This window comes from Nesterenkonia sp. DZ6, from assembly GCF_022565835.1.
Classification (GTDB): Bacteria; Actinomycetota; Actinomycetes; order Actinomycetales; family Micrococcaceae; genus Nesterenkonia.
On sequence record NZ_JAJOYW010000004.1, the window covers coordinates 51575 to 73858 of the forward strand.

The window sequence follows — 22284 nt, forward strand, 5'->3', positions numbered from 1 at the left end:
GATGAGCCTGCCGCTATGACCGGGAGGAGGCTGTCAAGACCGCCTCCAGCCTGGCGTAGCTGGCTTCCATGCCGTCTGCCATGCCCGTTCCCAGGACGATGTCGCGGGTCTCCTTGTCGGGGTAGGTGATCACCACGGTGAGAAGGGTGCCGCCGTGGACCGGTGTCAGGGTCTGCTCATTGATGTTGGGGGGACTGGGCATCCCCTCCATGTTTTCGGTGGTCACTTCACGGTGGGGCGCGTCGAGCTCTTTGAGCTCGCCGAAGAAGGCGAAGCTGTCCGAACCGTCCTCCTCCCGCTCCCAGACGAAGCGGTAGCTCTCGCCGACCTTCTCGCCGAGCTGGCATTCCCTCATGCGCCATCCGTCCGGGCCCAGGAGCCAGCGCCGCATCAGGTCTGGGTCACGATGGGCCTGCCAGACCTTCTCGGGAGTTCCGCGGATGATCCGACTGATCCGCACCTTGGTGTCGGTGAGCATCTGGGTCTGGGCGCCCCTGCCGGCGGCGAAGGAGGAGAGATCCTCCAGGACCGCATCCATCTGGCCCATGGCCGAGGTCAGGCCCTCTTCCATGCCCATCTCGAGCAGCTGCCGATAGTCCTCGGTGGAGTTGAACCAGGAGGTCGAGGTCAGCCTGGATCCATGCGGAGTCTCGGCGAAGGTCAGGCGCAGGCGCATCTGCGGCATCTCCGGATTCGGTGTGCCAGACTCGTCCGCGAAGCCATCGGTGACCTCGAAGGAGCGCCCGGGGTCAATGGCGAGGAACTCCCAGTAGCCCGCGGCCCGAGTGCCGTCCGGGCCGGTCATCCAGTAGTGCGAACGGCCCCCGGGGTGGAAGTCGTGGCGGGTGAAGGTTGCCGGCCAGTCTTCGGGTCCCCAGAACTTCTCAAGCTGGCGGGGGTCGGCGTGGGCGTCCCAGAGCCGCTGGACCGGCACGGAGAAGTCGGAGACCACAGTCATGGTCAATGCTTCGGCGTCCTTGGTGACTGAGGTGATGGGCATGACGAGCCTTTCTGTATCAGTGCTGCCCACTGGTGTCTTGCGTCGTGGTGTCCGCCAGGAGGGCGTCCAGGCGGGAGATGCGGCCCTGCCAGATGCGCGCGTACTCATCGAGCAGTGCCTGGGCTCCACGGATGGTGTCAGGGTTGCCGCGGACCAGGCGTTCGCGCCCTTGCCGGCGCTTGGTCACCAGATCGGCGCTTTCGAGGACGCTGACGTGCTTCTGCACGGCGGCGAAGGACATCTCATAGAGCGCGGCCAGGGCGGAGACTGTTGCCTCCTCACCGAGGGTGCGCCTGACGATGTCCCTGCGAGTGGCGTCTGCCAGGGCCCGGAAGATCCGGTCCACCTGGGCGTCACTGGGGGGAGCCGACACCTCAGAACGTATAACCATGTGGTTGTACATTAGGACTGCTGAGGGGTCAGGTCAAGGGTTCTTCGTCGAGTGATTTCTCGGATTCTTCGCGCAGCACCTCAAGTGCCGCCACGACCAGCTCCTCGCCTGCGCGATCTTGTTTCACGTGGGCGACGATCCGGCGCTGCACCTTGGGATTTCGCAGCGGGCGGACCACCGTGCCGAGCGGGAGATCGCGCAGAGCCAGGTGGGGGAGCACGGTGATCCCGAGTCCAGCCGCCACCAGAGACAGGGCGGCGTTGTGGTCATCGAGCCGGGCCGCGAACTGGGGCACGAATCCGGCGGCCTGGCAGGCGGTGCGGATCATCCTGCCGTTGGGGCTGTCCTTGATGTCATGGTCCACCCACATCTGATTGCTGAGCTCCTGGACCTCCACCGTCGCAGAGTCCGCGAGCGGATGATCAGCAGGAACGACGACGGCGAAGTCCTCGTGCCGAAGCAGGTGCCGCAGATATCCCTTGAAGTGTTCTTCGGGCTCCAGCGGTGACTCATTGCGGATGTCGATGTCCACCGGACGTCCGGTCTTCTCGGCGTAGGGCTCGTTGAGGCTGATCTGCACCGTCATCCCAGGGTCCTTGGCGCGCAGGGTGGCGACCACACGAGGCAGCCACTCCCTCGCCGCGGAGGTGAAGCTGGCGAGCATCAGGTGGCTGGACCGGCCCAGCCGCAGGCTCTCCACCTGACGGTCCAGCTCGTCGAGACCCTGCAGCACGGCGGCGCTGCCCCGTGCCAGGGACAGTGCCGCCGTCGTCGGGGTGAGTCCGCGACCGCTGCGCTCGAAGAGCTTGAGCCCGGTCTCCTGCGCAAGGATGCTCATATGTTGGCTCACCGTGGCGGGGGAGAAGTGCAGGCTGCGCGCGGCGCCCTGGATCGAGCCGGTGGCGATCACCGAGTGCAGCACGCGCAGCCTGTGAGGGTTCAACATGGCACCAGTATGGCGCAGATTCGTTTATACCGAACAGTCTTAAGCTTTTATCTGCTTGTCCTGATCGGTGTGGTGTCCCAGGATGGAGCTGTGACACTCTCCAGCTATTTCGGTCTGCTCGCCGTCTCCGCCGTCCTGGCCATCACCCCGGGGCAGGACACCATGCTGTCTCTGCGCAATGCGCTGCTCTCCCGCCGGGCAGGCCTCGGCGCGGCGACCGGATCCTCAGTGGCCGCGCTGATCTGGGCGGCGCTGGCCGCCACCGGCCTGGCGGCGCTGTTCCAGGCCTCCCCGGTGGCCTATGAGCTGCTCAGCCTCGTCGGCGGCCTCTACGTGATCTTCCTCGGTGCCCGCGCGGTGCGCAGCGCCTCGATCACGTTGAAGGCGCACCGACTGGCCCGCGCCGACGTCGAAGTTCCCGTGCTGGTCGGGGGCCCCTACGATCCCCAACCCCCCGCAGCGGAGGAGGGCCCAGGCGCTCGCGGATCGGAGGACTCCCCCCGCCGTCGCACCCGCCGCGACATCACCAGCTTCCGCGGCACATTCCTGATCGGGCTGGGCAGCTGCATGACCAACCCGAAGGTCGGTCTGTTCTTCCTGGCACTTTTCCCGCAGTTCACTCCCGTCGGAGCCTCCCCGGCCTTTGCGATCGGGGTGCTCGGCGGCACTGTGGCCGCCAGCATGTGGCTCTACCTGATCGGTGTCGTGCTGCTGGTCGATGCCGCGAACTCCTGGCTCTCGAACCCCGTGGTGACCGGACGCATCGAGATGGGCAGCGGCCTGACCCTGGCGGGACTCGGCGTCTACCTGAGCATCAGCGGTGTGCTCGGTCTGCTCAGCTGAGCCATCCTGTGCTGACCCGGCTCCCGGGGCGGACCGCGTAGACTGTTCCGGTGACTCCAGAAGAACTCTCCACCGTTGTCAAGAGCGTGCTCGCCGAGGCTGTCGAAGCCGGTGAGCTGAGCGTCGATCTCCCCGAGAACGTCGTCATCGAGCGCCCCAAGAATCGCGAGCACGGCGACTGGGCCACCACCATCGCCCTGCAGCTGGCCAAGAAGGCCGGGATGCCCCCGCGTGCGTTCGCCGAGATCGTCGGCGCCAGGCTGGAGCAGGTCGCCGGCGTGGAGCGCATCGAGATCGCGGGCCCCGGGTTCATCAACATCACCGTGGACTCCGCCGCCGCAGGGGAGCTTGCCCGCACGATCGTCGAAACAGGGGACACCTTCGGTCACAACGAGGCGCTGGCCGGGCGGAGCGTCAACGTCGAATTCGTCTCCGCGAACCCCACCGGACCGCTGCACATCGGGCACACCCGCTGGGCCGCGCTCGGCGACGCCATCGGCCGGCTGCTGCGCGCCTCCGGCGCCACGGTCGCCAACGAGTACTACGTCAACGACGCCGGCAACCAGATGAACGTCTTCGGCCACTCGGTGCTCTCCCGCATCCACGGCGAGGACGTCCCGCAGGGCGGCTACCCCGGTGACTATGTCATCGAGCTGGCCGACGAGATCCTCGCCGCCCGCCCGGACGTCAAGGACATGCCCCGCGAAGAGGCGCTGCCGATCGTGCGCGAGCTGGGCTTCCAGGCGCAGATGGGTCAGATCAAGGACACCCTGACCGCGTTCGGCGTGCACTTCGACGTCTTCTACTCCGAGCAGGCCCTCCACGCCGAGGGCAAGGTCGCCGCCGCGGTGGAGACGCTGCGCGAGCAGGGCCACATCGAGGACCGCGACGGCGCCGTCTGGCTGCGCACCACCGACTTCGGTGATGACAAGGACCGGGTGCTCTTCAAGGCCGACGGTGAGCCCACCTACTTCGCCGCCGACGCCGCCTACTACCTCTCCAAGCGGGAGCGAGGCTTCACGGAGAAGATCTACCTGCTCGGCGCGGACCACCACGGCTACGTCTCCCGGCTCAAGGCCATCGCCGCCTGCGCCGGTGACGATCCGCAGCGCAACATCGAGGTGCTCATCGGGCAGCTGATGTCGATCCGCGGCGCGAAGCTGTCCAAGCGCGCCGGCAACATCATCGAGCTCACCGACCTGATCGATTGGCTCGGCGCCGACGCGCTGCGCTACACGCTGGCCCGGTTCCCAGCGAACTCCCCGATCGACGTGGACCCAGAGCTGCTGCAGTCGCGGACCAATGACAATCCGGTCTTCTATGTCCAGTACGCCCATGCCCGCTCCCGCAATGCCGCGCGCAACGCCGAGGCCGCCGGAGTGGACCGCGACGGCTTCGATGCCGGGCTGCTGACGCATGAGACCGAGGAGGAGCTGCTCTCCCACCTGGGACGCTTCACCTCCGTGGTGGCCTCGGCAGCCGAGCTGCGCGAACCCCACCGGGTGGCGCGCTACCTGGAGTCCCTGGCCAGCGCCTATCACGGCTGGTACGCCGTGTGCCGGGTGGCGCCCAGCGTCAGCCCCGACGGCGTCCAGGACCCGGTCACCGATCTCAACCGCACCCGGCTCTGGCTCAACGACGCCACCGCCCAGGTGCTGCGCAACGGACTGGCGCTGCTCGGCGTCACCGCACCCGAAAGGATGTGAGCCGCCATCACGACCCGCAGCTCTGCCCCCGAAGAATCAACCACCCCCAGCGCGCATCCGCTGGCACCGGCCTGGCTCACCGCCCGTCGGGACACCGATGACCTCGAGGCGGCGCTGCTCCCGGCCGACGCGCACCGCGACGCCGAGGGCCGCCTGGTGATCGGCGGGGTCGACGTCGTGACCCTCGCCGCCCAGCACGGCACGCCGCTCTACGTGCTCTCCGAGGCAGACTTCCGGGCCCGCGCCCGCAGCTTCCGCGAGGCCTTCGGCGCAGCCTTCGCCCCTGAGGCCGAGGTGGACGTCTTCTATGCCGGCAAAGCCTTCCTGAGCACCCATGTGGCGGGCTGGGCCGTGGAGGAGGGGCTCTGCGTGGACACCGCCTCCGGCGGCGAGCTGGCCCTCGCCCTGGCCGGCGGGGTTCCGCCGAGGCAGATCGGACTGCACGGGAACAACAAGTCCGACGCCGAGATCCAGCGCGCCCTCGACGCTGGGATCGGCCGCATCATCGCCGATTCCCTCGATGAGCTTGAACGGATCTCCACGCTGGCCGTGGCAGCCGGCACCCGCGCCCCGGTCATGCTCCGGCTGACTCCCGGCGTGCACGCCTCCACCCACGAATACATCGCCACCGCGCACGAGGATCAGAAGTTCGGCCTCTCCCTGACCCCGGCGTCCGGTGCAGACGCGTCCGGTGCAGACGCTGCCGGGGCAGAGGCGAAAGTCACCAACCCCTACCTCGGTTCGCCCGCCTGGACAGCAGCCTCGCGCGCACTGGAGCTTCCCGGCGTCGAACTCCGTGGAATCCACGCCCATATCGGCTCGCAGATCTTCGAACCTGCCGGTTTCGAACTGGCCGCGCAGAAGCTCATCGCCTTCCTGGCCAGCCTGCGTGCGGCCTACGGCGTGGAACTGCCCGAGCTCGACCTCGGCGGGGGACACGGGATCGCCTACACCGAGGCCGACACCCCGCGGGCCCCCGAAGCAATCGCCGCAGCCCTGGCCGCCACGGTGAAGCAGGCCTGCGCGGAGCACGGACTGAGCGTCCCACGGATCTCCATCGAGCCCGGCCGGGCCATCGTCGGCCCCGCCGGGGTCACGCTCTACCGAGTCGGGGTGCAGAAGGACGTCCAGGTCGACGCCCCCGACGGCACCACCGTGTCCCGGCGCTACGTGGCCGTCGACGGCGGCATGAGCGACAACGCCCGCGGCGTGCTCTACGACGCCGACTATTCAGCGGTGCTCGCCTCGCGCCGGGTGACCGGAGACCACGCGCTGTCTCGCATCGTGGGCAAACACTGCGAGTCCGGCGACATCGTCGTGCGAAACGTATACTTGCCGACGGCGACGGCCCGGGATGATCTCCTTGCCGTTCCCGCCACCGGCGCATACTGCCACTCGCTCTCGAGCAACTACAACTACCTGACTCGACCCGCAGTGGTCGCCGTCGCAGACGGCGCCTCCCAGGTGCTCATCCGCCGAGAGACCGAGCAGGACATGCTCGGGCGTGACACCGGCATTGCCGCACACTGACACACAGCACGCGCGCAGCGCCGGGAACCGAACAGGCACAAGGGATTGAGGTCATGATGTCCGCAGCAAGGACCACCGCAGAGCCGCTGAAGATCGGTCTGCTCGGCGCAGGCAACGTCGGCTCACAGGTCGCACGCACCCTGGTCGAGGAGCGGGCGCTCATCTCCTCGCGGGTCGGTGCCCCGATCAAGCTGATCGGCGTCGCCGTCCGCGACGTCGAGGCCCCGCGCGACTGGAAGATCCCCGGCGAGCTGCTCACCACCGACGCCGAGGCGCTGGTGGACGAGGCAGACCTGATCATCGAACTCATGGGCGGCCTCGAGCCCGCCGGCACCCTGGTGGAGCGCGCGCTGCGCGCCGGCACCGCAGTGGTGACCGGAAACAAGGCGCTGCTCGCGGTCCAGGGCGGAAAGCTCAGCCAGGCCGCCGCAGAGTCCGGCGCCCTGCTGCGCTTCGAAGCCGCGGTCGGAGGGGCCATCCCGATCCTGCGCCCGATCCAGGAATCCCTCTCCGGCGACCGCATCACCAAGGTGATGGGCATCGTCAACGGCACCACCAACTACATCCTGGACCAGATGGACTCCACCGGCGCCGCCTTCTACGACGCGCTGGCCGAGGCGCAGCGGCTCGGGTACGCCGAGTCCGACCCGACCGCCGACGTCGAGGGCCACGATGCCGCAGCCAAGGCCGCGATCCTCGGCGCGCTGGCCTTCCACGCGCCCTTCAGCATCGACGACGTCTACTGCGAGGGCATCACCTCCGTCACCTCCGCCGACATCGAGGCCGCCGCGGCTTCCGGCTATGTGATCAAGCTGCTGGCGATCGTCGAGAAGAACGACGACGGTGCCATCCTGCGCGTGCACCCCACCCTGCTGCCCCGCACCCACCCGCTTGCAAGCGTCCGCGGAGCCTTCAACGCGGTCTTCGTAGTCGCCGAGAACGCCGGGGAGCTCATGTTCTACGGACAGGGAGCCGGCGGGCTGCCCACCTCCTCGGCCATCATGGGTGATGTGGTCTCCGTGGCGCGCCGACTGCACAGCGGACCGGACAACCCCGGGACCACCGACACCAACGGAGACTCCCAGACGGTTCGCGCACTGCCGGTGGATGACGCCCGCACGCAGTACTACATTGATATGGAAGTCGCTGACCGTGAGGGTGTCATCGCCGAGGTGGCCCGCGTGCTGGCCGATCACCACGTCTCCATCGAATCCATGCGCCAGCCCGGAAGCGTATCGACCGACGGTGAGGTGGACACCGAGGCGGCGCGCGAACGCGGCGCCGTCGTGCAGATCGTCACGCACCTGGCGAAGGAGAAGCACCTCTCCGACACCGTGTCCACGTTGCGCGCCCTGGACGTGGTCCTGGCAGTGAACTCGGTGCTTCGCGTCGAGGTCGAACAGTAGTCCTGGGCCCAGCCCACACAGAGCAGATCCCACCAGCACGACGATGAAGGAGCCCCCACTCGTGGCGCACCAATGGCGCGGAGTCATCCGTGAGTATGCAGACCGACTCCCCGTGGAGGAGACCACCGAGGTCATCACCCTGGGAGAGGGCGGCACCCCGCTGGTCTACGCCCCCGCGCTCTCCGAGCTGGTCTCCGGCACGGTCTACCTGAAGGTGGAAGGGATGAACCCCACGGGATCCTTCAAGGACCGCGGCATGACCATGGCGATCACCGCCGCGGTGGCCGAGGGCGCCAAGGCCGTGGTCTGCGCCTCCACCGGCAACACCTCCGCCTCGGCCGCCGCCTACGCGACCCAGGCCGGTCTGACCTGCGCCGTCCTGGTGCCGGCGGGCAAGATCGCGATGGGCAAGCTCTCCCAGGCGGTCGCCCACGGTGCGGAGCTGATCCAGGTGGACGGCAACTTCGACGGCTGTCTCGACATCGCCCGCAAGCTCTCCGAGAACTACCCGGTCTTCCTGGTGAACTCGGTGAACCCGGCACGCATCGAAGGCCAGAAGACCGGAGCCTTCGAGGTGGTGGACGCACTCGGCGATGCCCCGGACTACCATCTGCTTCCGGTCGGCAACGCCGGCAACATCACCGCTTACTGGAAGGGCTACAAGGAGTACTCCCAGCCCTGGACCAACCCCTACGGGGGAGGCACCGGTGAGGAGCTCGCCGCGGTGGCCAGCCACACCCCGATCATGTGGGGGTTCCAGGCCGAGGGCGCCGCGCCCATCGTCATGGGCCACCCGGTGACCGAGCCCGAGACGGTCGCAACGGCCATCCGGATCGGCAATCCCGCCTCCTGGGAGAAGGCCGAGGCCGCTCGGGATGAGTCTGCCGGGGTCATCGAGTCGGTGACCGACGAGGAGATCCTCGTCGCGCACCGCTGGCTGTCCTCCAAGGAGGGCGTCTTCGTGGAGCCCGCCTCCGCTGCCGGCGTCGCCGGACTGATCAAGAAGCACTCCGCCGGTGAGATGCCGGCGGACAAGACGATCGTGATCACCGTGACCGGTCACGGCCTGAAGGATCCAGACTGGGCGCTGAAGAACGCCGACGGCTCGGACGTCACCCCGACCATGGTCCCGCAGGATGTCGAGACCGTGGCCCGGCAGCTGGGGCTCTGATTCGATGAGCGGGCAGCCCAGCATGCACAAGCTAGGACAGGGCCTCGCCCCTGAACAGGCACTGGCCCCCTCGGCCGCGACGCCACCTGCCGCGCAGGGACATGACGCGGAAGGTGCCAACGACCTTGCCCTTCGTGAGCCGCTGGCCGCCCCGGCGTCCTTCCACCTGAAGGTGCCGGCCACCTCCGCCAATCTCGGCCCCGGCTACGACACCATGGGTCTGGCACTGGGTCTCTACGATGAGATCACCGTCCACGCCGCGCCGCGGAGCGGCACCACCGCGCAGGTGGAGATCACGGTGGAGGGTGAGGGTTCCGCAACGCTGCCCCGCGATGCATCCCACCTGGTGGTCACCCTGGTCGAGAAGATCCTCAACGCCAAGGGCTTCAGCCTCCCCGACCTTCAGGTCCGAGCGGTCAACAACATTCCACACAGTCGCGGGCTCGGATCCTCGGCAGCGGCCGTCGCCTCGGCCGTGATGACCGCGCACACGCTGCTCCCAGACGGGTTGAGCGACGACGAGAAGCTCCAGATCGGTTCCCGGATCGAGGGCCATCCGGACAACTACGTCCCGGCGCTGCGCGGAGGGGTTGCAATCTCCTGGCAGGCAGCCGCCACCGCGCTGGGCTCCGCCGGTGAGCCTGACGGGTCCGCCGTCCACCCCCGAGACGGAGCCTTCAAGACCGCGCCGCTGATCCCGCACCCGGACCTGCGCACCGTGGTGGCCGTGCCGAACTTCGAGCAGTCCACCCAGGTGGCACGAGACCTCCTGCCCGCCCAGGTCGATCATTCCGCCGCGGCGCAGAACTCCGCGCGCGCAGCGCTGCTGGTCCACGCCCTCACCAGCGCTCCGGAGCTGCTGCTCGACGCCACTGAGGACGCGCTGCATCAGGAACAGCGCCGTCCCGCATTCCCCGGGTCGATGGCTCTGGTGGACGGACTCCGCGCAGCGGGGTTCGCCGCCGTGATCTCCGGCGCGGGACCCACGGTGCTTGTGCTCGCTGACTCCGACGCCCAGGCCAGCGCCGCGGCACAACAGATCTCGGCACTTGGCGGGCCCGACGCGCGGGGCCATGTGTTCACCCCCTCAATCCTGCCGATCGCGGGCGCGGGTGCTACAGTGGAGGCACATCAGCGTTGATGGCGTGCCCCGCACGCTCTCTCCCCAGATCCATTGAGTTGGCCCTGTAGAGATCACCATGATGTTCTTTCGCGCGAATTGCGCTTTTTCCTGCGCGCTGGACGGTGCAGACTCCTCAACAGAGTGAATCAGCAGAGTCCCGCGATGATCCCACTCCCCGCCGGGGACGAGGACCGTGCAAGAAGTCTCCCCGACGGTGTATGCGCGAAAGAAACTGAAATAAGCCAACGGACTTCTGACGCTCCGTTGAAGACATCGCAGGACGGCGCATCCGCCGGGCCTGCCTGACGAGGGGGAAGGAACCTTCGTGACAGAAACCACCGCTGAGACCACTGCGACTCAGAGCCCCGAGAAGGCCGAGTCCGCTGCACCCGAGGCCAAGAGCTCCGGGCTTGCCGGTCTGAAGCTCGCTCAGCTGCAGGCGCTTGCCTCACAGCTGGGCATCACCGGAAGCTCCCGGATGCGCAAATCTGCTCTGGTGGAGGCCATCTCCTCTCATCAGCGCGGAGGCGCCGTCGCCGAACGGGACAAGAAGCAGGACCAGGCGGCCGCCGCAGGCCGCGAGAACGACGCCGCCAAGGGCGGCAATGATGGGCAGACCGCGAGCTCCGAGGAGCCTGCCGCCAAGCGCCCCAACCGCCGCCGGTCCAAGGCGAGCGAAGCTGCCGCAGAGCAGAACGGCTCCACCGCGGACAGCGCTGAGAACGCCGCGAGCACCGATGACACGCGCACCGAGAACTCTCGCGACAACGGCCGCAATGACAGCAACGGCATCGACCGGCGCGCTGATCAGCAGGGTGGCGAGAACAACGGCAGCGATGACGGCGGCGATTCTCAGCCCCGCGGACGCAACCGCAACCGCCGCAACCGCAACCGCGACGACAACGGGAGCCAGCAGCAGAACACTGCGCCGGCCGAGACCCAGCAGTCCAACGCCCAGCAGTCGGATTCCCAGCAGTCGAACTCTCAGTCGGGCTCCAACGAGCAGACTCAGGACCAGACTCAGGAGAACGGCCAGCGCAACGACGGCGAAGGCCGCGGCCGACGCAATCGCGACAACAACCGCGACAACAACGGTCGTGACGGTGGCCGCGGCAACCGCAGCGAGCGCAGCGATCGCAGCGACGGCCAGCGCAGCGACGGCGGCCGCGACAGCAGCCGCAGCGAGCGCAATGACGGCCAGCGCAGCGAGGGTCAGCGGAGCGACGGCGGCCGTGACAGCAGCCGCAGCGAGCGCAATGACGGCCAGCGCAGCGAGGGTCAGCGGAGCGACGGCGGCCGTGACGAGGAGCGTCGCAACCGGCGCAGCCGCAACCGCAACGACCGCAATGACCGCAATGACCGTAACGACCGCAACGACCGCAGCAACCGTCGCCGCGGCCGCGATCCAGAGGTCGACGACACCGAGGTCACCGAGGACGATGTCCTGGTCCCGGTGGCGGGCATCCTGGATGTGCTCGACAACTACGCCTTCGTGCGCACCTCGGGCTACCTCCCCGGACCCAACGACGTCTACGTCTCCCTGGCCCAGGTCAAGCGGCACAACCTGCGCAAGGGTGACGCCGTCCACGGACACATCCGCGCCCCCCGCGACGGGGAGAACCCGCAGAAGCGCGCGAAGTTCAACGCGCTGGTGAAGCTCGACGCCGTCAACGGCCGCCCTTCGGAGGCCAACACCGATCGTGTCGAGTTCAGCAAGCTGGTTCCGCTCTACCCGCAGGATCGTCTGCGCCTCGAGGGTGACCCGAAGGACATCGCCCCCCGCGTGATCGACCTGATCGCTCCGATCGGCAAGGGCCAGCGCGGCCTGATCGTCTCCCCGCCCAAGGCAGGCAAGACGATCATCCTGCAGGCCCTGGCGAAATCGATCAAGGCCAACAATCCTGAGGTCCACCTCATGATGGTCCTGGTCGACGAGCGGCCCGAGGAGGTCACCGACATGCAGCGCACGGTCGACGGCGAAGTCATCGCCTCGACCTTCGACCGCCCGGCCGATGACCACACCACCGTCGCCGAGCTGGCCATCGAACGCGCGAAGCGACTGGTGGAGCTGGGCAAGGACGTCGTCGTGCTGCTGGACTCCATGACCCGACTGGGTCGCGCCTACAACACCGCGGCTCCGGCCTCCGGTCGGATCCTCTCCGGCGGTGTCGACGCCAACGCGCTCTACCCGCCGAAGCGGTTCTTCGGTGCAGCGCGCAACATCGAGCATGGCGGTTCGCTGACCATCCTCGCGACCGCGCTGGTGGAGACCGGGTCCAAGATGGACGAGGTCATCTTCGAGGAGTTCAAGGGCACCGGCAACATGGAGCTGCGGCTGTCCCGCCGCCTGGCGGACAAGCGGATCTTCCCAGCCGTGAACGTGAACGAGTCCTCCACCCGTCGTGAGGAGAACCTCCTCTCGGCTGAGGAGGTCAAGATCATGTGGAAGCTGCGCCGAGTGCTCTCCGGACTCGAGCAGGAGCAGGGTCTTGAGCTGCTGATCAACAAGCTCAAGGCGACCCAGTCCAACGCTGAGTTCCTGATGCTGGCGTCGAAGACCACGCTCGGAGACAAAGGCAACTAGCCGACTCATCAGGCGAAGCCCGGGGAGAGCATGCGCTCACCCCGGGCTTCGCCTGTACCAGCCCGGTCCGCCAGCGCTCCGTTCGCGCTTCAGCCACGGAAATGAAAGAGAATCCAGTCATGAGCGAAGAGATCAACGCCCGGATGTTCGACTCCGTATCGACGCTGCTCGCCGAGCACGCCGAACTTCAGGAGCAGCTCGCCGACCCACAGGTCCACGCCGACCAGTCGCTGGCCCGCCGGCTGGGACGCCGCTACGCCCAGCTCAACGGTGTGGCTGAGGCGCACAAGACCTGGAAGCAGCTCAGCGAGGACCTGGCGACCACCCAGGAGCTCGCCCAGGAGGACTCCGAGTTCTCCGCCGAGATCCCCGCGCTCACAGCCCAGCTCGAGGAGGCCGCGGCGAAGCTGCTGCGCATGCTGATCCCGCGCGACGAGAACGACGTGCGCAACGTGATCATCGAGGTCAAGGGCGGTGCCGGGGGCGATGAGGCCGCGCTCTTCGCCGGAGACCTGCTGCGCATGTACACCCGCTATTCAGAGGCCAGGGGCTGGAAGACCGAGATCATCTCCTCGACCCCCTCGGACCTCGGTGGCTACAAGGACGTGCAGATGGCGATCAAGTCCTCCACCAATGACCCGGCCCGGGGCGTCTACGCGCACCTGAAGTTCGAGGGCGGCGTGCACCGGGTCCAGCGCGTGCCCGAGACCGAGTCCCAGGGCCGGATCCACACCTCGGCGGCCGGTGTGCTGGTCCTGCCAGAGGTCGACGAGCCTGAGGAGCTGGAGCTGAGCCAGAACGACCTCAAGATCGACGTCTACCGCTCCTCCGGGCCCGGAGGTCAGAGTGTGAACACCACGGACTCCGCGGTGCGGATCACCCACCTGCCCACCGGGATCGTGGTGGCCATGCAGAACGAGAAGTCCCAGCTGCAGAACAAGGAGGCTGCGATGCGCGTGCTGCGCTCCCGCATCCTGGCCCATCAGCAGGAACAGATCGACGCCGACAATGCGCAGGTGCGCAAGTCCCAGGTCCGCACCATGGATCGCTCCGAACGCATCCGCACCTATAACTACCCGGAGAACCGGATCGTCGATCACCGCAGCGGGTACAAGGCCTACAACCTGGACACCGTGATCAACGGCGACCTGGAGGCCGTGATCCAGTCCTGCGTCGAGCTCGACGAGCAGGAGCGGCTCGCGGCGCTGAACGACACCCAGGACTGAGTCCCATGCCCACACATCAGCCAGCCGGTGCCCAGCCGGGGGACCACCCGGCCGATCAGCTCATCGACGACGCCGCCGCCCGGCTCCGCGCAGCGGGCGTTCCGAGTCCCAGGGTCGACGCCGAGATCCTCGCCGCCCACGTGCTCGGCGTCCCGCGCGGACGCCTCGCCGCGATGGCCATAGCCTCAAGCTCGGTCACCGCTGCCGACGCCGAGCGGATCACCGACCTGGTGGCCGAACGTGCGGACCGGGTGCCGCTGCAGCACCTCACCGGACTGGCGCCCTTCCGGCACCTCGAGCTGCGGGTGGGCCCCGGAGTCTTCATCCCGCGCCCCGAGACCGAGCAGGTCGCCCAGGCGGCGCTCGAACAGCTGGCCCGGATGGCCGCGCAGCGCCCACCCTCCTGGCGGCCCCGCGTGGTCGATCTCGGCACCGGCTCAGGCGCCCTGGCCGCCGCCATCGCCGCAGAACACCCCTCGGCCGAGGTCCACGCCGTGGAGCTCTCCACCCAGGCCGTCGCCTGGGCGGAGCTGAATCTGGCCCCGCTCGGAGTGACCCTGCACCAGCGCGACCTGCGTGAGGTGCCCGAGGAGTGGGAGTCCAGCTTCGACGTCGTCGTGTCCAACCCGCCCTATATCCCCGCCGGCATGGTGCCGCGTGAGGAGGAGGTGCGGGTGCATGATCCGGAGCTGGCGCTCTACGGCGGGGGCGCCGACGGGCTCACCATGCCCCATGCGGTGATCGCCGCCGCCAAGCGGCTGCTCGTGCCGGGAGGCTGGTTCATCCTCGAACACGCCGAAGCTCAGGCGCAGGCGCTGGCCGAGCACTGCAAGGCAGACAGCTCGCTGGCTCAGGTGAGCACGCACCAGGACCTCACCGGCCGGGATCGCGCCACCAGCGCGGTCACTGACCCAGCTCCCGCCGTTGACGCAGGTCTCGTGGCTGACCCGTATCCCGCCGTCGGCGTGGAAGAATGGCGCGCGTGAGCCAGACAGTCGACTGCACGGACCCCGCCTCCCGCGCCGAGGGCATCTCCGCGGCGCAGGACGCGCTCTCTCGAGGGGAGACGGTGGTCCTCCCCACCGACACCGTCTACGGCATCGGCGCCGACGCGTTCTCCCCGCAGGCCGTGGCGGTGCTGCTCGCGGCCAAGGGCCGCAGTCGCACCATGCCGCCGCCGGTGCTGATCGGTCGCCCCGAGATCATGGACGCGCTGGCCATCGACGTGCCCGAGGAGGCCAGGACCCTGGCGCAGGCGTTCTGGCCCGGCCCGATGACGCTGATCCTCAACGCCCAGCCCTCGCTGCGCTGGGACCTGGGGGAGACCCATGGCACCGTCGCGCTGCGCATGCCGGCCGATGAGCTCGCCCTGGATCTGCTCAACGCCACTGGGCCGCTCGCGGTCTCCTCGGCCAACCGCACCGGAATGCCCGCCGCGACCACCGTCACCGAGGCCCAGCAGATGCTCGCCGAGTCGGTCGCGGTGTACCTCGACGCCGGTGACCGCGGCTCATCCGCCGCGTCGACCATCATCGACGCCACGGTGACGCCGCCCCGCGTGGTGCGCACCGGGGCCCTGCCCCTGGCCGAGCTGCAGGCCGTCGTAGCCAGCGTGGCGCCCGAGGCAGAGGCGTCCGACTCGCACTCATGATCTATTTCCTGGCCGTCCTCGCCGTCTCGATGGTGGTGACCTATCTGCTCACCCCCGCGGTGCGGACCATCGCGTTGAAGCTGGGCATCTACACCCCGATCCGGGAACGTGATGTGCACAACCAGATCAAGCCGCGCTGGGGCGGGGTGGCGATGTTCCTCGGGATGGTCGTCGGTCTCGCCGCCGCCTCCACGATTCCCTATCTGAGTGGCATCTTCGCCGACCTGACCCCCGTGCGCGGCGTCTTCGCGGCGATGGTGGTGATCCTGCTGGTCGGCATGGCCGATGACGCCTGGGACATCCCCTGGATGGTCAAGCTCGGCGGACAGGTCGGCGCAGCCATCATCCTGGTGCTCCACGGGATCCAGCTCGAGGTCATGCCGGTGGGCTGGCTCGGAGTCGGCGGGCCGCTGGTGCAGGCGATGCTGACCGTGTTCGTGGTGGTGCTGACCATCAATGCCTTCAACTTCATCGACGGGCTCGACGGACTGGCTGCCGGAGTCGCCGCGCTGGGCGGCGCCGCGTTCTTCATCTACAGCTACCTGCTGACGCTCTCGATCAACGCCTTCGACGCCTCGAACCTGGTGACGCTGCTGATGGCGGTGCTCGTGGGCTCGTGTCTGGGCTTCCTGCCGCACAACTTCTACCCCTCGAAGATCATCATGGGCGACACCGGGGCCATGCTGCTGGGCCTGGTCATGGCGGCCGGGGCGCTGGCAGTGACCGCCGACGTCGGCCAGCTCGCCGAGGGCTTCAGATTCCGTAACATCCCCGCGTACATGCCGATCCTGCTGCCCCTGGCGGTGACCCTGCTGCCGCTGCTGGACCTGGCGCTGGCGGTGGTCCGACGCACCGCTCGGGGCGCCTCACCCTTCACCCCTGACCGTGGCCATCTGCACCACAAGCTGGTCGACGGCGGCTATTCCCACCCGCAGGCGGTGCTGCTGCTCTACTTCTGGTCTGCGCTGTTCGCCTTCGGAGCCGTCTCCTTCAACTTCCTGCCCTGGTGGCTGGTCACTCTGGGCATGGTGCTGAGCCTGGGCGCCGCGGTGGTGCTCACGCTGGGGCCCTGGCTCCGCCGTCGTGCGCTGCGGGTCAACCGGGCCGCCGCCCAGCGTGCGCTGCGGCACCGACTCAACGACTGATGACCCGGGTCAGGACGGCTTTCGGTGTGGTGGGACCGCCTTCGTCGGTGGTCCTCCGGCAGTGCCGGGGGTCGTTGTTCTGGTAGGCTTTCGGTGACTTCCCACACCAGTTCTGTGTTTTCCAACACCTGCGTGGGGGAGTTGCCCGTGGACCGTCTTCGGAAGTCTTGCTCATAGACTGGCGGTCCACATAAAAGGCGAGACGGAGTTGATCCGGCTTCCGATGCCCGGGGTTGAAACCCACTGACGGACACCGCAGAGAGGACCAGCGTTGCATTCGCTTGCGCCCATGGCCACCAATGAAGGTGGATTCCAGCCGCCCACGATTTCTGAGACGCACCTTCCGGAGATCTTTCCCTGGATGGCGGAGTGGGGGACTGGCTTCGGCAAGAACATGCTGATGGTCATCCTCTCGGTCATCGTCATCTCCTGGTTCTTCATGTGGGCGATCCGGAAGCAGTCCCTCGTCCCGTCGCGCACCCAGTACCTTGCCGAGTCCGGCTACGGGTTCGTCCGGCACACCCTGGGACGCGACATCCTCGGCGAGAAGCACTTCCGGCAGTGGATCCCGCTGCTCTTCGCGGTGTTCTTCTTCGTGCTGGTCAACAACATCTTCGGCGCCGTCCCGGGCCTGCAGCTGCCCACGTTCTCCCACGCAGGCCCCGCCTACGCGCTGGCCCTGATCATCTGGATCACCTGGATCGCGCTGGGCTTCAAGACCCACGGCCCCAAGTTCATCAAGCTCATGACGGTGCCCTCAGGCGTGCCGAAGTGGCTGCTGCCGCTGCTCGTGGTCCTGGAGTTCCTCTCCAACTTCATCATCCGCCCGCTGACGCACTCGCTGCGACTCATGGCCGTGATGCTCGCCGGGCACATCATCGTGATGCTCGCAGGCTCCGGCGTCGAGTTCCTCGTCGCCCAGCAGGGCGGCCTGGCCGACTACGGCCTGGGCGCGCTCATCCTCGTCGGCTCCATCCCGCTGTACTTCCTGGAGCTGATCATGATGGTCCTTCAGGCCTTCGTCTTCGCGCTGCTGACAGCGATCTACATCCAGGGCTCGATCGAGGCAGACGCCCACTGATTTTTCCCTCTATGCGGTTCGGCGTTCCTACCAGGACGTCGAGGCGCAGCGGCGGACCGGCACATGCCGGTAGGCCAGACATTAGAACCGTCCGCGTGGTACGCACGGGGACTCAGACAGAAAGTGAGCAACACATATGGACGGCACTCTGAACATGGTCGGCATGGGTCTCGCAGGCTTCGGCGCTGCACTGGCCATCGGCATGATCTTCTCGGCCTACCTCAACGGTGTGGCCCGCCAGCCTGAGGCGCAGCGCGTGCTGCAGCCCATCGCCATCCTCGGCTTCGCGCTGGCGGAGGCGGTCTTCATCCTTGCCATCGTCTTCGCCTTCGTGCTCTGACGCTGGTCCGATTCTTCTGGGACGGGCACCGGAACTCCGGGCCCTCTGAGATCGTCAGACTACTGAAAAAAGGGTGAACACATGATCAGTGCATCTCTGATCCAGGCAGCAGAAGGTGACGCCAACCCGTTGCTCCCGAACTTCTGGGAATTCCTGGTTGTGCTATTGGGCTTCCTGGTGCTGCTGTTCGTGGTCCAGAAATGGATCGTGCCAGCATTCGAGAAGGCCTATCAGGCCCGTACCGAGGCCATCGAAGGTGGACTCAACGAGGCTGAGAAGGCCAAGGCTGAGGCCGAAGCCATGAAGGCCGAGTACGAGAAGAACCTTGGGGATGCCCGTGCAGAGGCGAGCCGGATGCGTGAGGAAGCTCGCGCCGAAGGTGCCGAGATCGTCGCCGAGCACAAGGAGAAGGCCGCCGCTGAGGCGGCCCGCATCACCGAGCAGGCCCAGCAGCAGATCGCCGCAGAACGGGCATCGGCTGCGCATTCGCTCAAGGCTGAGGTCGGTTCGCTGGCCACACAGCTCGCGAGCCGGATCGTCGGCGAGGCGCTCGAGGACGACACCCGCTCCCAGCGAGTGGTCGATCGCTTCCTCGCGGATCTCGACGCTGATCAGTCAGCCCAGGCTGGCCAGACAGGAGCAGCACAGTAATGGCAGCGGTGACCACCGAATCCCTCGCAGCCGTGCAGAAGGAGCTCGCGCCCTCATTGGCGCAGGCCGACCTTGAGGTCGCCCGTGAGCTCTTCGCTGTACTGGATGTGCTCGATTCCTCGGCAGGGCTGCGCCGCAGCCTCACCGACCCCTCCCGTGATCCCCAGGACCGGGTGGCGATGGCACGCAGCCTCTTCGGCGCGAAGGTCAGGGGCACGACGACGGAAGTCCTCGATGCCCTCGTCTCGCGACGCTGGAGCAAGGAGCGCGACCTCGGCGACGCCGTCGAGATCCTCGCCGTCGTCGTGGTGGTGGTGCAGGCCGAGCGCGAGGGCCTGGCAGGTCTGGAGAAGCTGGAGTCGGCACTGCTGGACTTCCGGCGGACCGTGGCCTCCTCGCACCAGGTGCAGCGCGCGCTGACTGACGCCCAGGCAACGCCTGAGGCCAAGCAGAAGCTCGCAGCCCAGCTCTCCCCGGGAGCCAGCGCCGAGGCGCGGCTGCTCATCGATCGTGCTGTGACGGCGCCGCGCGGGCTTCGACCCGCGCAGCTCGTCGAGCGCTTCACCGAGCAGATCGCGGCACGCCAGCAGCGCTGGATCGCACTGGTCACCGTCGCCAAGGAGCTGGACCCCGGCTATATGCAGCGGCTCGGGGCAAGCCTGGACCGTTACTTCGGTCGAGAGCTGAAGCTCGACGTCGTGCTCGACCCTGCTGTGGTCGGCGGCATCCGAGTCCAGGTCGGTGATGAGGTGGTCGACAGCACGGTGGCCACCAAACTCAATGATCTCCACCGGAGACTGGCCAGCTAGTCTTCTTCAGACTGGCTCAACACATACGTGAATCTTTGAACCACCCGGCCGCACCTCGCGGCCATTACTGAGGAGAGCAGGGACTGCAGATGGCCGACTTGACCATCAACGCCGACGACGTCCGCAACGCCTTGAACGATTTCGCCGCATCCTACGATCCCGGCAGCGCAGAGCGCGTCGAGGTCGGACGCGTGATCTCCGCGGCTGACGGCATCGCTCGAGTCGAGGGACTTCCCTCGACCATGGCAAACGAACTTCTTCGCTTCGAAGACGGCACCCTGGGCCTGGCCCAGAACCTCGACACCCGAGAGATCGGCGTCGTGATCCTCGGCGAGTTCTCCGGCATCGTGGAGGGCCAGGAGGTCACCCGCACCGGCGAGGTCCTCTCGGTCCCGGTCGGTGACGAATTCCTGGGTCGCGTGGTCGACCCGCTGGGCACGCCCATCGATGACAAGGGCGACATCACGCCGGAGGGTCGCCGTCCGATGGAGCTTCAGGCTCCCTCGGTGGTGCAGCGCAAATCCGTGCACGAGCCGCTCCAGACCGGCATCAAGGCCATCGACGCCATGATCCCGATCGGCCGCGGTCAGCGTCAGCTGATCATCGGTGACCGCCAGACCGGCAAGACCGCGATCGCCATCGACGCCATCCTGAACCAGAAGGCCAACTGGGAATCCGGCGACGTCACCAAGCAGGTTCGCTGCGTCTACGTTGCTGTGGGCCAGAAGGCCTCCACCATCGCGGCCGTGCGGCAGACCCTCGAAGAGCGCGGCGCGCTGGAGTACACCACCATCGTGGCGTCCCCGGCATCTGACCCCGCCGGCTATAAGTACCTGGCACCGTTCGCCGGTTCGGCCATCGGCCAGCACTGGATGTACGGCGGCAAGCACGTGCTGATCGTGTTCGATGACCTCTCCAAGCAGGCTGAGGCCTACCGCGCGGTGTCGCTGCTGCTGCGTCGCCCACCGGGACGCGAGGCGTACCCCGGCGACGTGTTCTACCTCCACTCTCGTCTGCTCGAGCGTTGTGCCAAGCTCTCCGACGAGCTCGGCGCGGGTTCGATGACCGGACTTCCGCTGGTGGAGACCAAGGCCAACGACGTGTCGGCCTACATCCCGACCAACGTCATCTCGATCACCGACGGTCAGATCTTCCTGCAGTCGGACCTCTTCAACGCCAACCAGCGTCCGGCAGTCGACGTGGGCATCTCGGTGTCCCGCGTCGGTGGTGCCGCTCAGCTCAAGGCCATGAAGAAGGTCTCCGGCACGCTGAAGCTGGACCTGGCGCAGTACCGGGACATGCAGGCCTTCGCCATGTTCGCCTCGGACCTCGACCCCGCCACCCGGCAGCAGCTGGTGCGCGGCGAGCGCCAGACCGAGCTGCTCAAGCAGGCGCAGTACACGCCGTACGCCATCGAGGATCAGGTCGCATCGATCTGGACCGGTTCCCAGGGTCACCTGGACGATGTCGAGACTGCGGACATCAAGCGCTTCGAGACGGACTGGCTGGACTACCTGCGTCGCAAGACCAACGTGCTGACCAACATCGCCGCCTCGGGCAAGCTCGAGGACGACACCGTCAGTGCGCTCAAAGAAGCCATGGTCGCGTTCAAGAAGGAATTCCACGCCGAGGGTGCCACGTCCATCGTGGGCAACGAGCAGACCGACGCGATGTCCGCCGACGAGATCAGCCAGGAAGAGATTCCCGCACGCAGCTGAGGTCCACACCGCAGCTGAGCAGAATCACTTGCTGAACGACATCAAGGAAGGACAAGCATGGGAGCCCAGATTCGGGTCTACCGCCAGAAGATCGCATCGACTTCGTCGATGAAGAAGATCTTCAAGGCGATGGAGCTGATCGCGACGTCTCGCATCGGCAAAGCACGCAGCCGTGCGCGGGCAGCCTCGCCATACGCAGATGCCATCACACGTGCGGTCTCCGCCGTGGCCTCGCAGAACGACATCGATCACGTGCTGACCACGAAGGTGGAGAACCCCACCCGCGCGGCAGTGCTGATCGTCACCAGCGACCGCGGACTCGCCGGCGCCTACTCCACGAACGTGCTCAAGCGGGGCGAAGCCCTGACCAAGCGCCTTCGGGAGGACGGCAAGGAGATCCGCCCCTACCTCTATGGACGCAAGGCGCAGGCGTTCTATGACTTCCGTGAGCGGGAGTATGACCAGGTATGGACCGGAAACACGGACGCCCCCGAGGTGGAACGTGCTCAGGAGATCGGCCGTACGCTGGTCGATCGCTTCCTGCAGCCCACCGAGGAGGGCGGCGTGGACGAGCTGTATCTCGTCTACACCGAGTTCCAGTCCATGGTGAAGCAGGAGCCGGTGGTGCGACGTCTGTTGCCGCTGGCCTTCGTGGAGCAGGATGCGGAAGCCAAGCACGAGCCCACCCCGCTGTATGACTTCGAGCCCGCCGCCGAAGAGGTCCTCGATGCGCTGCTTCCGCGGTACATCGAGTCCAAGATCTTCGCGGCGATGCTGGAAGCCTCGGCGTCGGAGCTCGCGGCTCGCCAGCGGGCGATGAAGTCTGCTGCCGACAACGCGGACGACCTCATCAAGAAGTTCACCCTGTTGCGCAACAACGCTCGCCAGGCCGAGATCACCCAGGAGCTCAGCGAGCTCATCGCGGGTGCCGACGCTCTGGCCGCGAGCTAGCCCACGGGTACC

The 22284-nt window shown here is 67.4% G+C and carries 20 protein-coding genes; 17 read left to right on the forward strand and 3 right to left on the reverse strand.

Features of this window, described 5'->3' with window-relative positions; all coding sequences use genetic code 11:
• Positions 1 to 13: 13 nt before the first annotated feature.
• From LTH93_RS10610 to LTH93_RS10620, 3 genes are read right to left on the reverse strand one after another with little or no spacing between them, the layout of a single operon-like run.
• Entirely contained in the window at positions 14 to 1000 is a 987-nt protein-coding gene (locus LTH93_RS10610; RefSeq protein ID WP_241470947.1) for an SRPBCC family protein, read from the reverse strand.
• A 16-nt stretch (positions 1001 to 1016) separates the two neighbouring features.
• Positions 1017 to 1403, reverse strand: a complete 387-nt coding sequence (locus tag LTH93_RS10615; protein ID WP_370642753.1) for an ArsR/SmtB family transcription factor — start codon at positions 1401 to 1403, stop codon at positions 1017 to 1019.
• Between the two features lie 16 nt (positions 1404 to 1419).
• A complete protein-coding gene (locus LTH93_RS10620; protein WP_241465023.1) occupies positions 1420 to 2337 on the reverse strand; it encodes a LysR family transcriptional regulator in 918 nt (305 codons plus the stop codon).
• Positions 2338 to 2427: 90 nt separating this feature from the next.
• Between LTH93_RS10620 and LTH93_RS10625 the strand changes: the two genes are divergently transcribed.
• The 17 genes from LTH93_RS10625 to LTH93_RS10705 all read left to right on the forward strand — a co-directional run bounded on the left by LTH93_RS10625 (position 2428) and on the right by LTH93_RS10705 (position 22272).
• Positions 2428 to 3180 (forward strand): LysE family translocator, encoded by a 753-nt coding sequence (locus LTH93_RS10625; RefSeq protein ID WP_241465022.1) that lies wholly within the window; start codon positions 2428 to 2430, stop codon positions 3178 to 3180.
• A gap of 50 nt (positions 3181 to 3230) precedes the next feature.
• Positions 3231 to 4886 (forward strand): arginine--tRNA ligase, encoded by a 1656-nt coding sequence (gene argS / locus LTH93_RS10630; protein ID WP_241465021.1) that lies wholly within the window; start codon positions 3231 to 3233, stop codon positions 4884 to 4886.
• A gap of 6 nt (positions 4887 to 4892) precedes the next feature.
• Positions 4893 to 6416: a diaminopimelate decarboxylase family protein gene (locus tag LTH93_RS10635; RefSeq protein ID WP_241471081.1), complete on the forward strand. Its 1524-nt coding sequence runs from the start codon at positions 4893 to 4895 to the stop codon at positions 6414 to 6416.
• A gap of 56 nt (positions 6417 to 6472) precedes the next feature.
• Positions 6473 to 7822 carry a homoserine dehydrogenase gene (locus LTH93_RS10640; protein WP_241471082.1) on the forward strand — a complete coding sequence of 450 codons (1350 nt, stop codon included), beginning with the start codon at positions 6473 to 6475 and terminating at the stop codon, positions 7820 to 7822.
• A 61-nt stretch (positions 7823 to 7883) separates the two neighbouring features.
• Complete coding sequence (gene thrC, locus LTH93_RS10645) at positions 7884 to 8993, forward strand: threonine synthase (RefSeq protein ID WP_241465020.1); 1110 nt, start codon at positions 7884 to 7886, stop codon at positions 8991 to 8993.
• 22 nt (positions 8994 to 9015) lie between these two features.
• Positions 9016 to 10134: a homoserine kinase gene (thrB, locus tag LTH93_RS10650; protein ID WP_241465019.1), complete on the forward strand. Its 1119-nt coding sequence runs from the start codon at positions 9016 to 9018 to the stop codon at positions 10132 to 10134.
• A gap of 307 nt (positions 10135 to 10441) precedes the next feature.
• Positions 10442 to 12700, forward strand: a complete 2259-nt coding sequence (rho, locus tag LTH93_RS10655) for a transcription termination factor Rho (protein WP_241470948.1) — start codon at positions 10442 to 10444, stop codon at positions 12698 to 12700.
• Between the two features lie 143 nt (positions 12701 to 12843).
• Complete coding sequence (prfA, locus tag LTH93_RS10660) at positions 12844 to 13926, forward strand: peptide chain release factor 1 (protein WP_241465107.1); 1083 nt, start codon at positions 12844 to 12846, stop codon at positions 13924 to 13926.
• Positions 13927 to 13931: 5 nt separating this feature from the next.
• On the forward strand, positions 13932 to 14912 hold the full coding sequence (gene prmC / locus LTH93_RS10665; protein ID WP_241465017.1) for a peptide chain release factor N(5)-glutamine methyltransferase: 981 nt from the start codon (positions 13932 to 13934) through the stop codon (positions 14910 to 14912).
• Entirely contained in the window at positions 14900 to 15577 is a 678-nt protein-coding gene (locus LTH93_RS10670) for an L-threonylcarbamoyladenylate synthase (RefSeq protein ID WP_241465016.1), read from the forward strand. The genes prmC and LTH93_RS10670 overlap by 13 nt, the downstream gene beginning before the upstream one ends.
• Positions 15574 to 16722 (forward strand): MraY family glycosyltransferase, encoded by a 1149-nt coding sequence (locus LTH93_RS10675; protein ID WP_241465015.1) that lies wholly within the window; start codon positions 15574 to 15576, stop codon positions 16720 to 16722. The genes LTH93_RS10670 and LTH93_RS10675 overlap by 4 nt, the downstream gene beginning before the upstream one ends.
• A gap of 289 nt (positions 16723 to 17011) precedes the next feature.
• Positions 17012 to 17803, forward strand: coding sequence for a F0F1 ATP synthase subunit A (gene atpB, locus LTH93_RS10680; protein ID WP_241465014.1), 792 nt, complete (start codon positions 17012 to 17014; stop codon positions 17801 to 17803).
• A gap of 136 nt (positions 17804 to 17939) precedes the next feature.
• Positions 17940 to 18143, forward strand: a complete 204-nt coding sequence (locus LTH93_RS10685; protein WP_036476452.1) for an ATP synthase F0 subunit C — start codon at positions 17940 to 17942, stop codon at positions 18141 to 18143.
• An 81-nt stretch (positions 18144 to 18224) separates the two neighbouring features.
• Entirely contained in the window at positions 18225 to 18794 is a 570-nt protein-coding gene (locus tag LTH93_RS10690; RefSeq protein WP_241465013.1) for a F0F1 ATP synthase subunit B, read from the forward strand.
• Entirely contained in the window at positions 18794 to 19603 is an 810-nt protein-coding gene (locus tag LTH93_RS10695) for a F0F1 ATP synthase subunit delta (RefSeq protein WP_241465012.1), read from the forward strand. Before LTH93_RS10690 ends, LTH93_RS10695 begins: the two co-directional genes overlap by 1 nt.
• An 89-nt stretch (positions 19604 to 19692) precedes the next feature.
• Entirely contained in the window at positions 19693 to 21321 is a 1629-nt protein-coding gene (atpA, locus tag LTH93_RS10700; RefSeq protein WP_241465011.1) for a F0F1 ATP synthase subunit alpha, read from the forward strand.
• Positions 21322 to 21378: 57 nt separating this feature from the next.
• Positions 21379 to 22272 carry a F0F1 ATP synthase subunit gamma gene (locus LTH93_RS10705; protein WP_241465010.1) on the forward strand — a complete coding sequence of 298 codons (894 nt, stop codon included), beginning with the start codon at positions 21379 to 21381 and terminating at the stop codon, positions 22270 to 22272.
• Positions 22273 to 22284: the final 12 nt, after the last annotated feature.

Excerpts from the sequence above, each read along its gene's own strand:
- LTH93_RS10610 (WP_241470947.1), bottom strand. The coding sequence starts at position 1,000 with ATGCCCATCACCTCAGTCACCAAGGACGCCGAAGCATTGACCATGACT.
- LTH93_RS10615 (WP_370642753.1), bottom strand. The coding sequence starts at position 1,403 with ATGTACAACCACATGGTTATACGTTCTGAGGTGTCGGCTCCCCCCAGT.
- LTH93_RS10620 (WP_241465023.1), bottom strand. The coding sequence starts at position 2,337 with ATGTTGAACCCTCACAGGCTGCGCGTGCTGCACTCGGTGATCGCCACC.
- LTH93_RS10640 (WP_241471082.1), top strand. The coding sequence starts at position 6,473 with ATGTCCGCAGCAAGGACCACCGCAGAGCCGCTGAAGATCGGTCTGCTC.
- thrB (WP_241465019.1), top strand. The coding sequence starts at position 9,016 with ATGCACAAGCTAGGACAGGGCCTCGCCCCTGAACAGGCACTGGCCCCC.
- prfA (WP_241465107.1), top strand. The coding sequence starts at position 12,844 with ATGTTCGACTCCGTATCGACGCTGCTCGCCGAGCACGCCGAACTTCAG.
- prmC (WP_241465017.1), top strand. The coding sequence starts at position 13,932 with ATGCCCACACATCAGCCAGCCGGTGCCCAGCCGGGGGACCACCCGGCC.
- LTH93_RS10670 (WP_241465016.1), top strand. The coding sequence starts at position 14,900 with ATGGCGCGCGTGAGCCAGACAGTCGACTGCACGGACCCCGCCTCCCGC.
- LTH93_RS10675 (WP_241465015.1), top strand. The coding sequence starts at position 15,574 with ATGATCTATTTCCTGGCCGTCCTCGCCGTCTCGATGGTGGTGACCTAT.
- atpB (WP_241465014.1), top strand. The coding sequence starts at position 17,012 with ATGGCCACCAATGAAGGTGGATTCCAGCCGCCCACGATTTCTGAGACG.
- LTH93_RS10685 (WP_036476452.1), top strand. The coding sequence starts at position 17,940 with ATGGACGGCACTCTGAACATGGTCGGCATGGGTCTCGCAGGCTTCGGC.
- LTH93_RS10690 (WP_241465013.1), top strand. The coding sequence starts at position 18,225 with ATGATCAGTGCATCTCTGATCCAGGCAGCAGAAGGTGACGCCAACCCG.
- LTH93_RS10695 (WP_241465012.1), top strand. The coding sequence starts at position 18,794 with ATGGCAGCGGTGACCACCGAATCCCTCGCAGCCGTGCAGAAGGAGCTC.
- atpA (WP_241465011.1), top strand. The coding sequence starts at position 19,693 with ATGGCCGACTTGACCATCAACGCCGACGACGTCCGCAACGCCTTGAAC.
- LTH93_RS10705 (WP_241465010.1), top strand. The coding sequence starts at position 21,379 with ATGGGAGCCCAGATTCGGGTCTACCGCCAGAAGATCGCATCGACTTCG.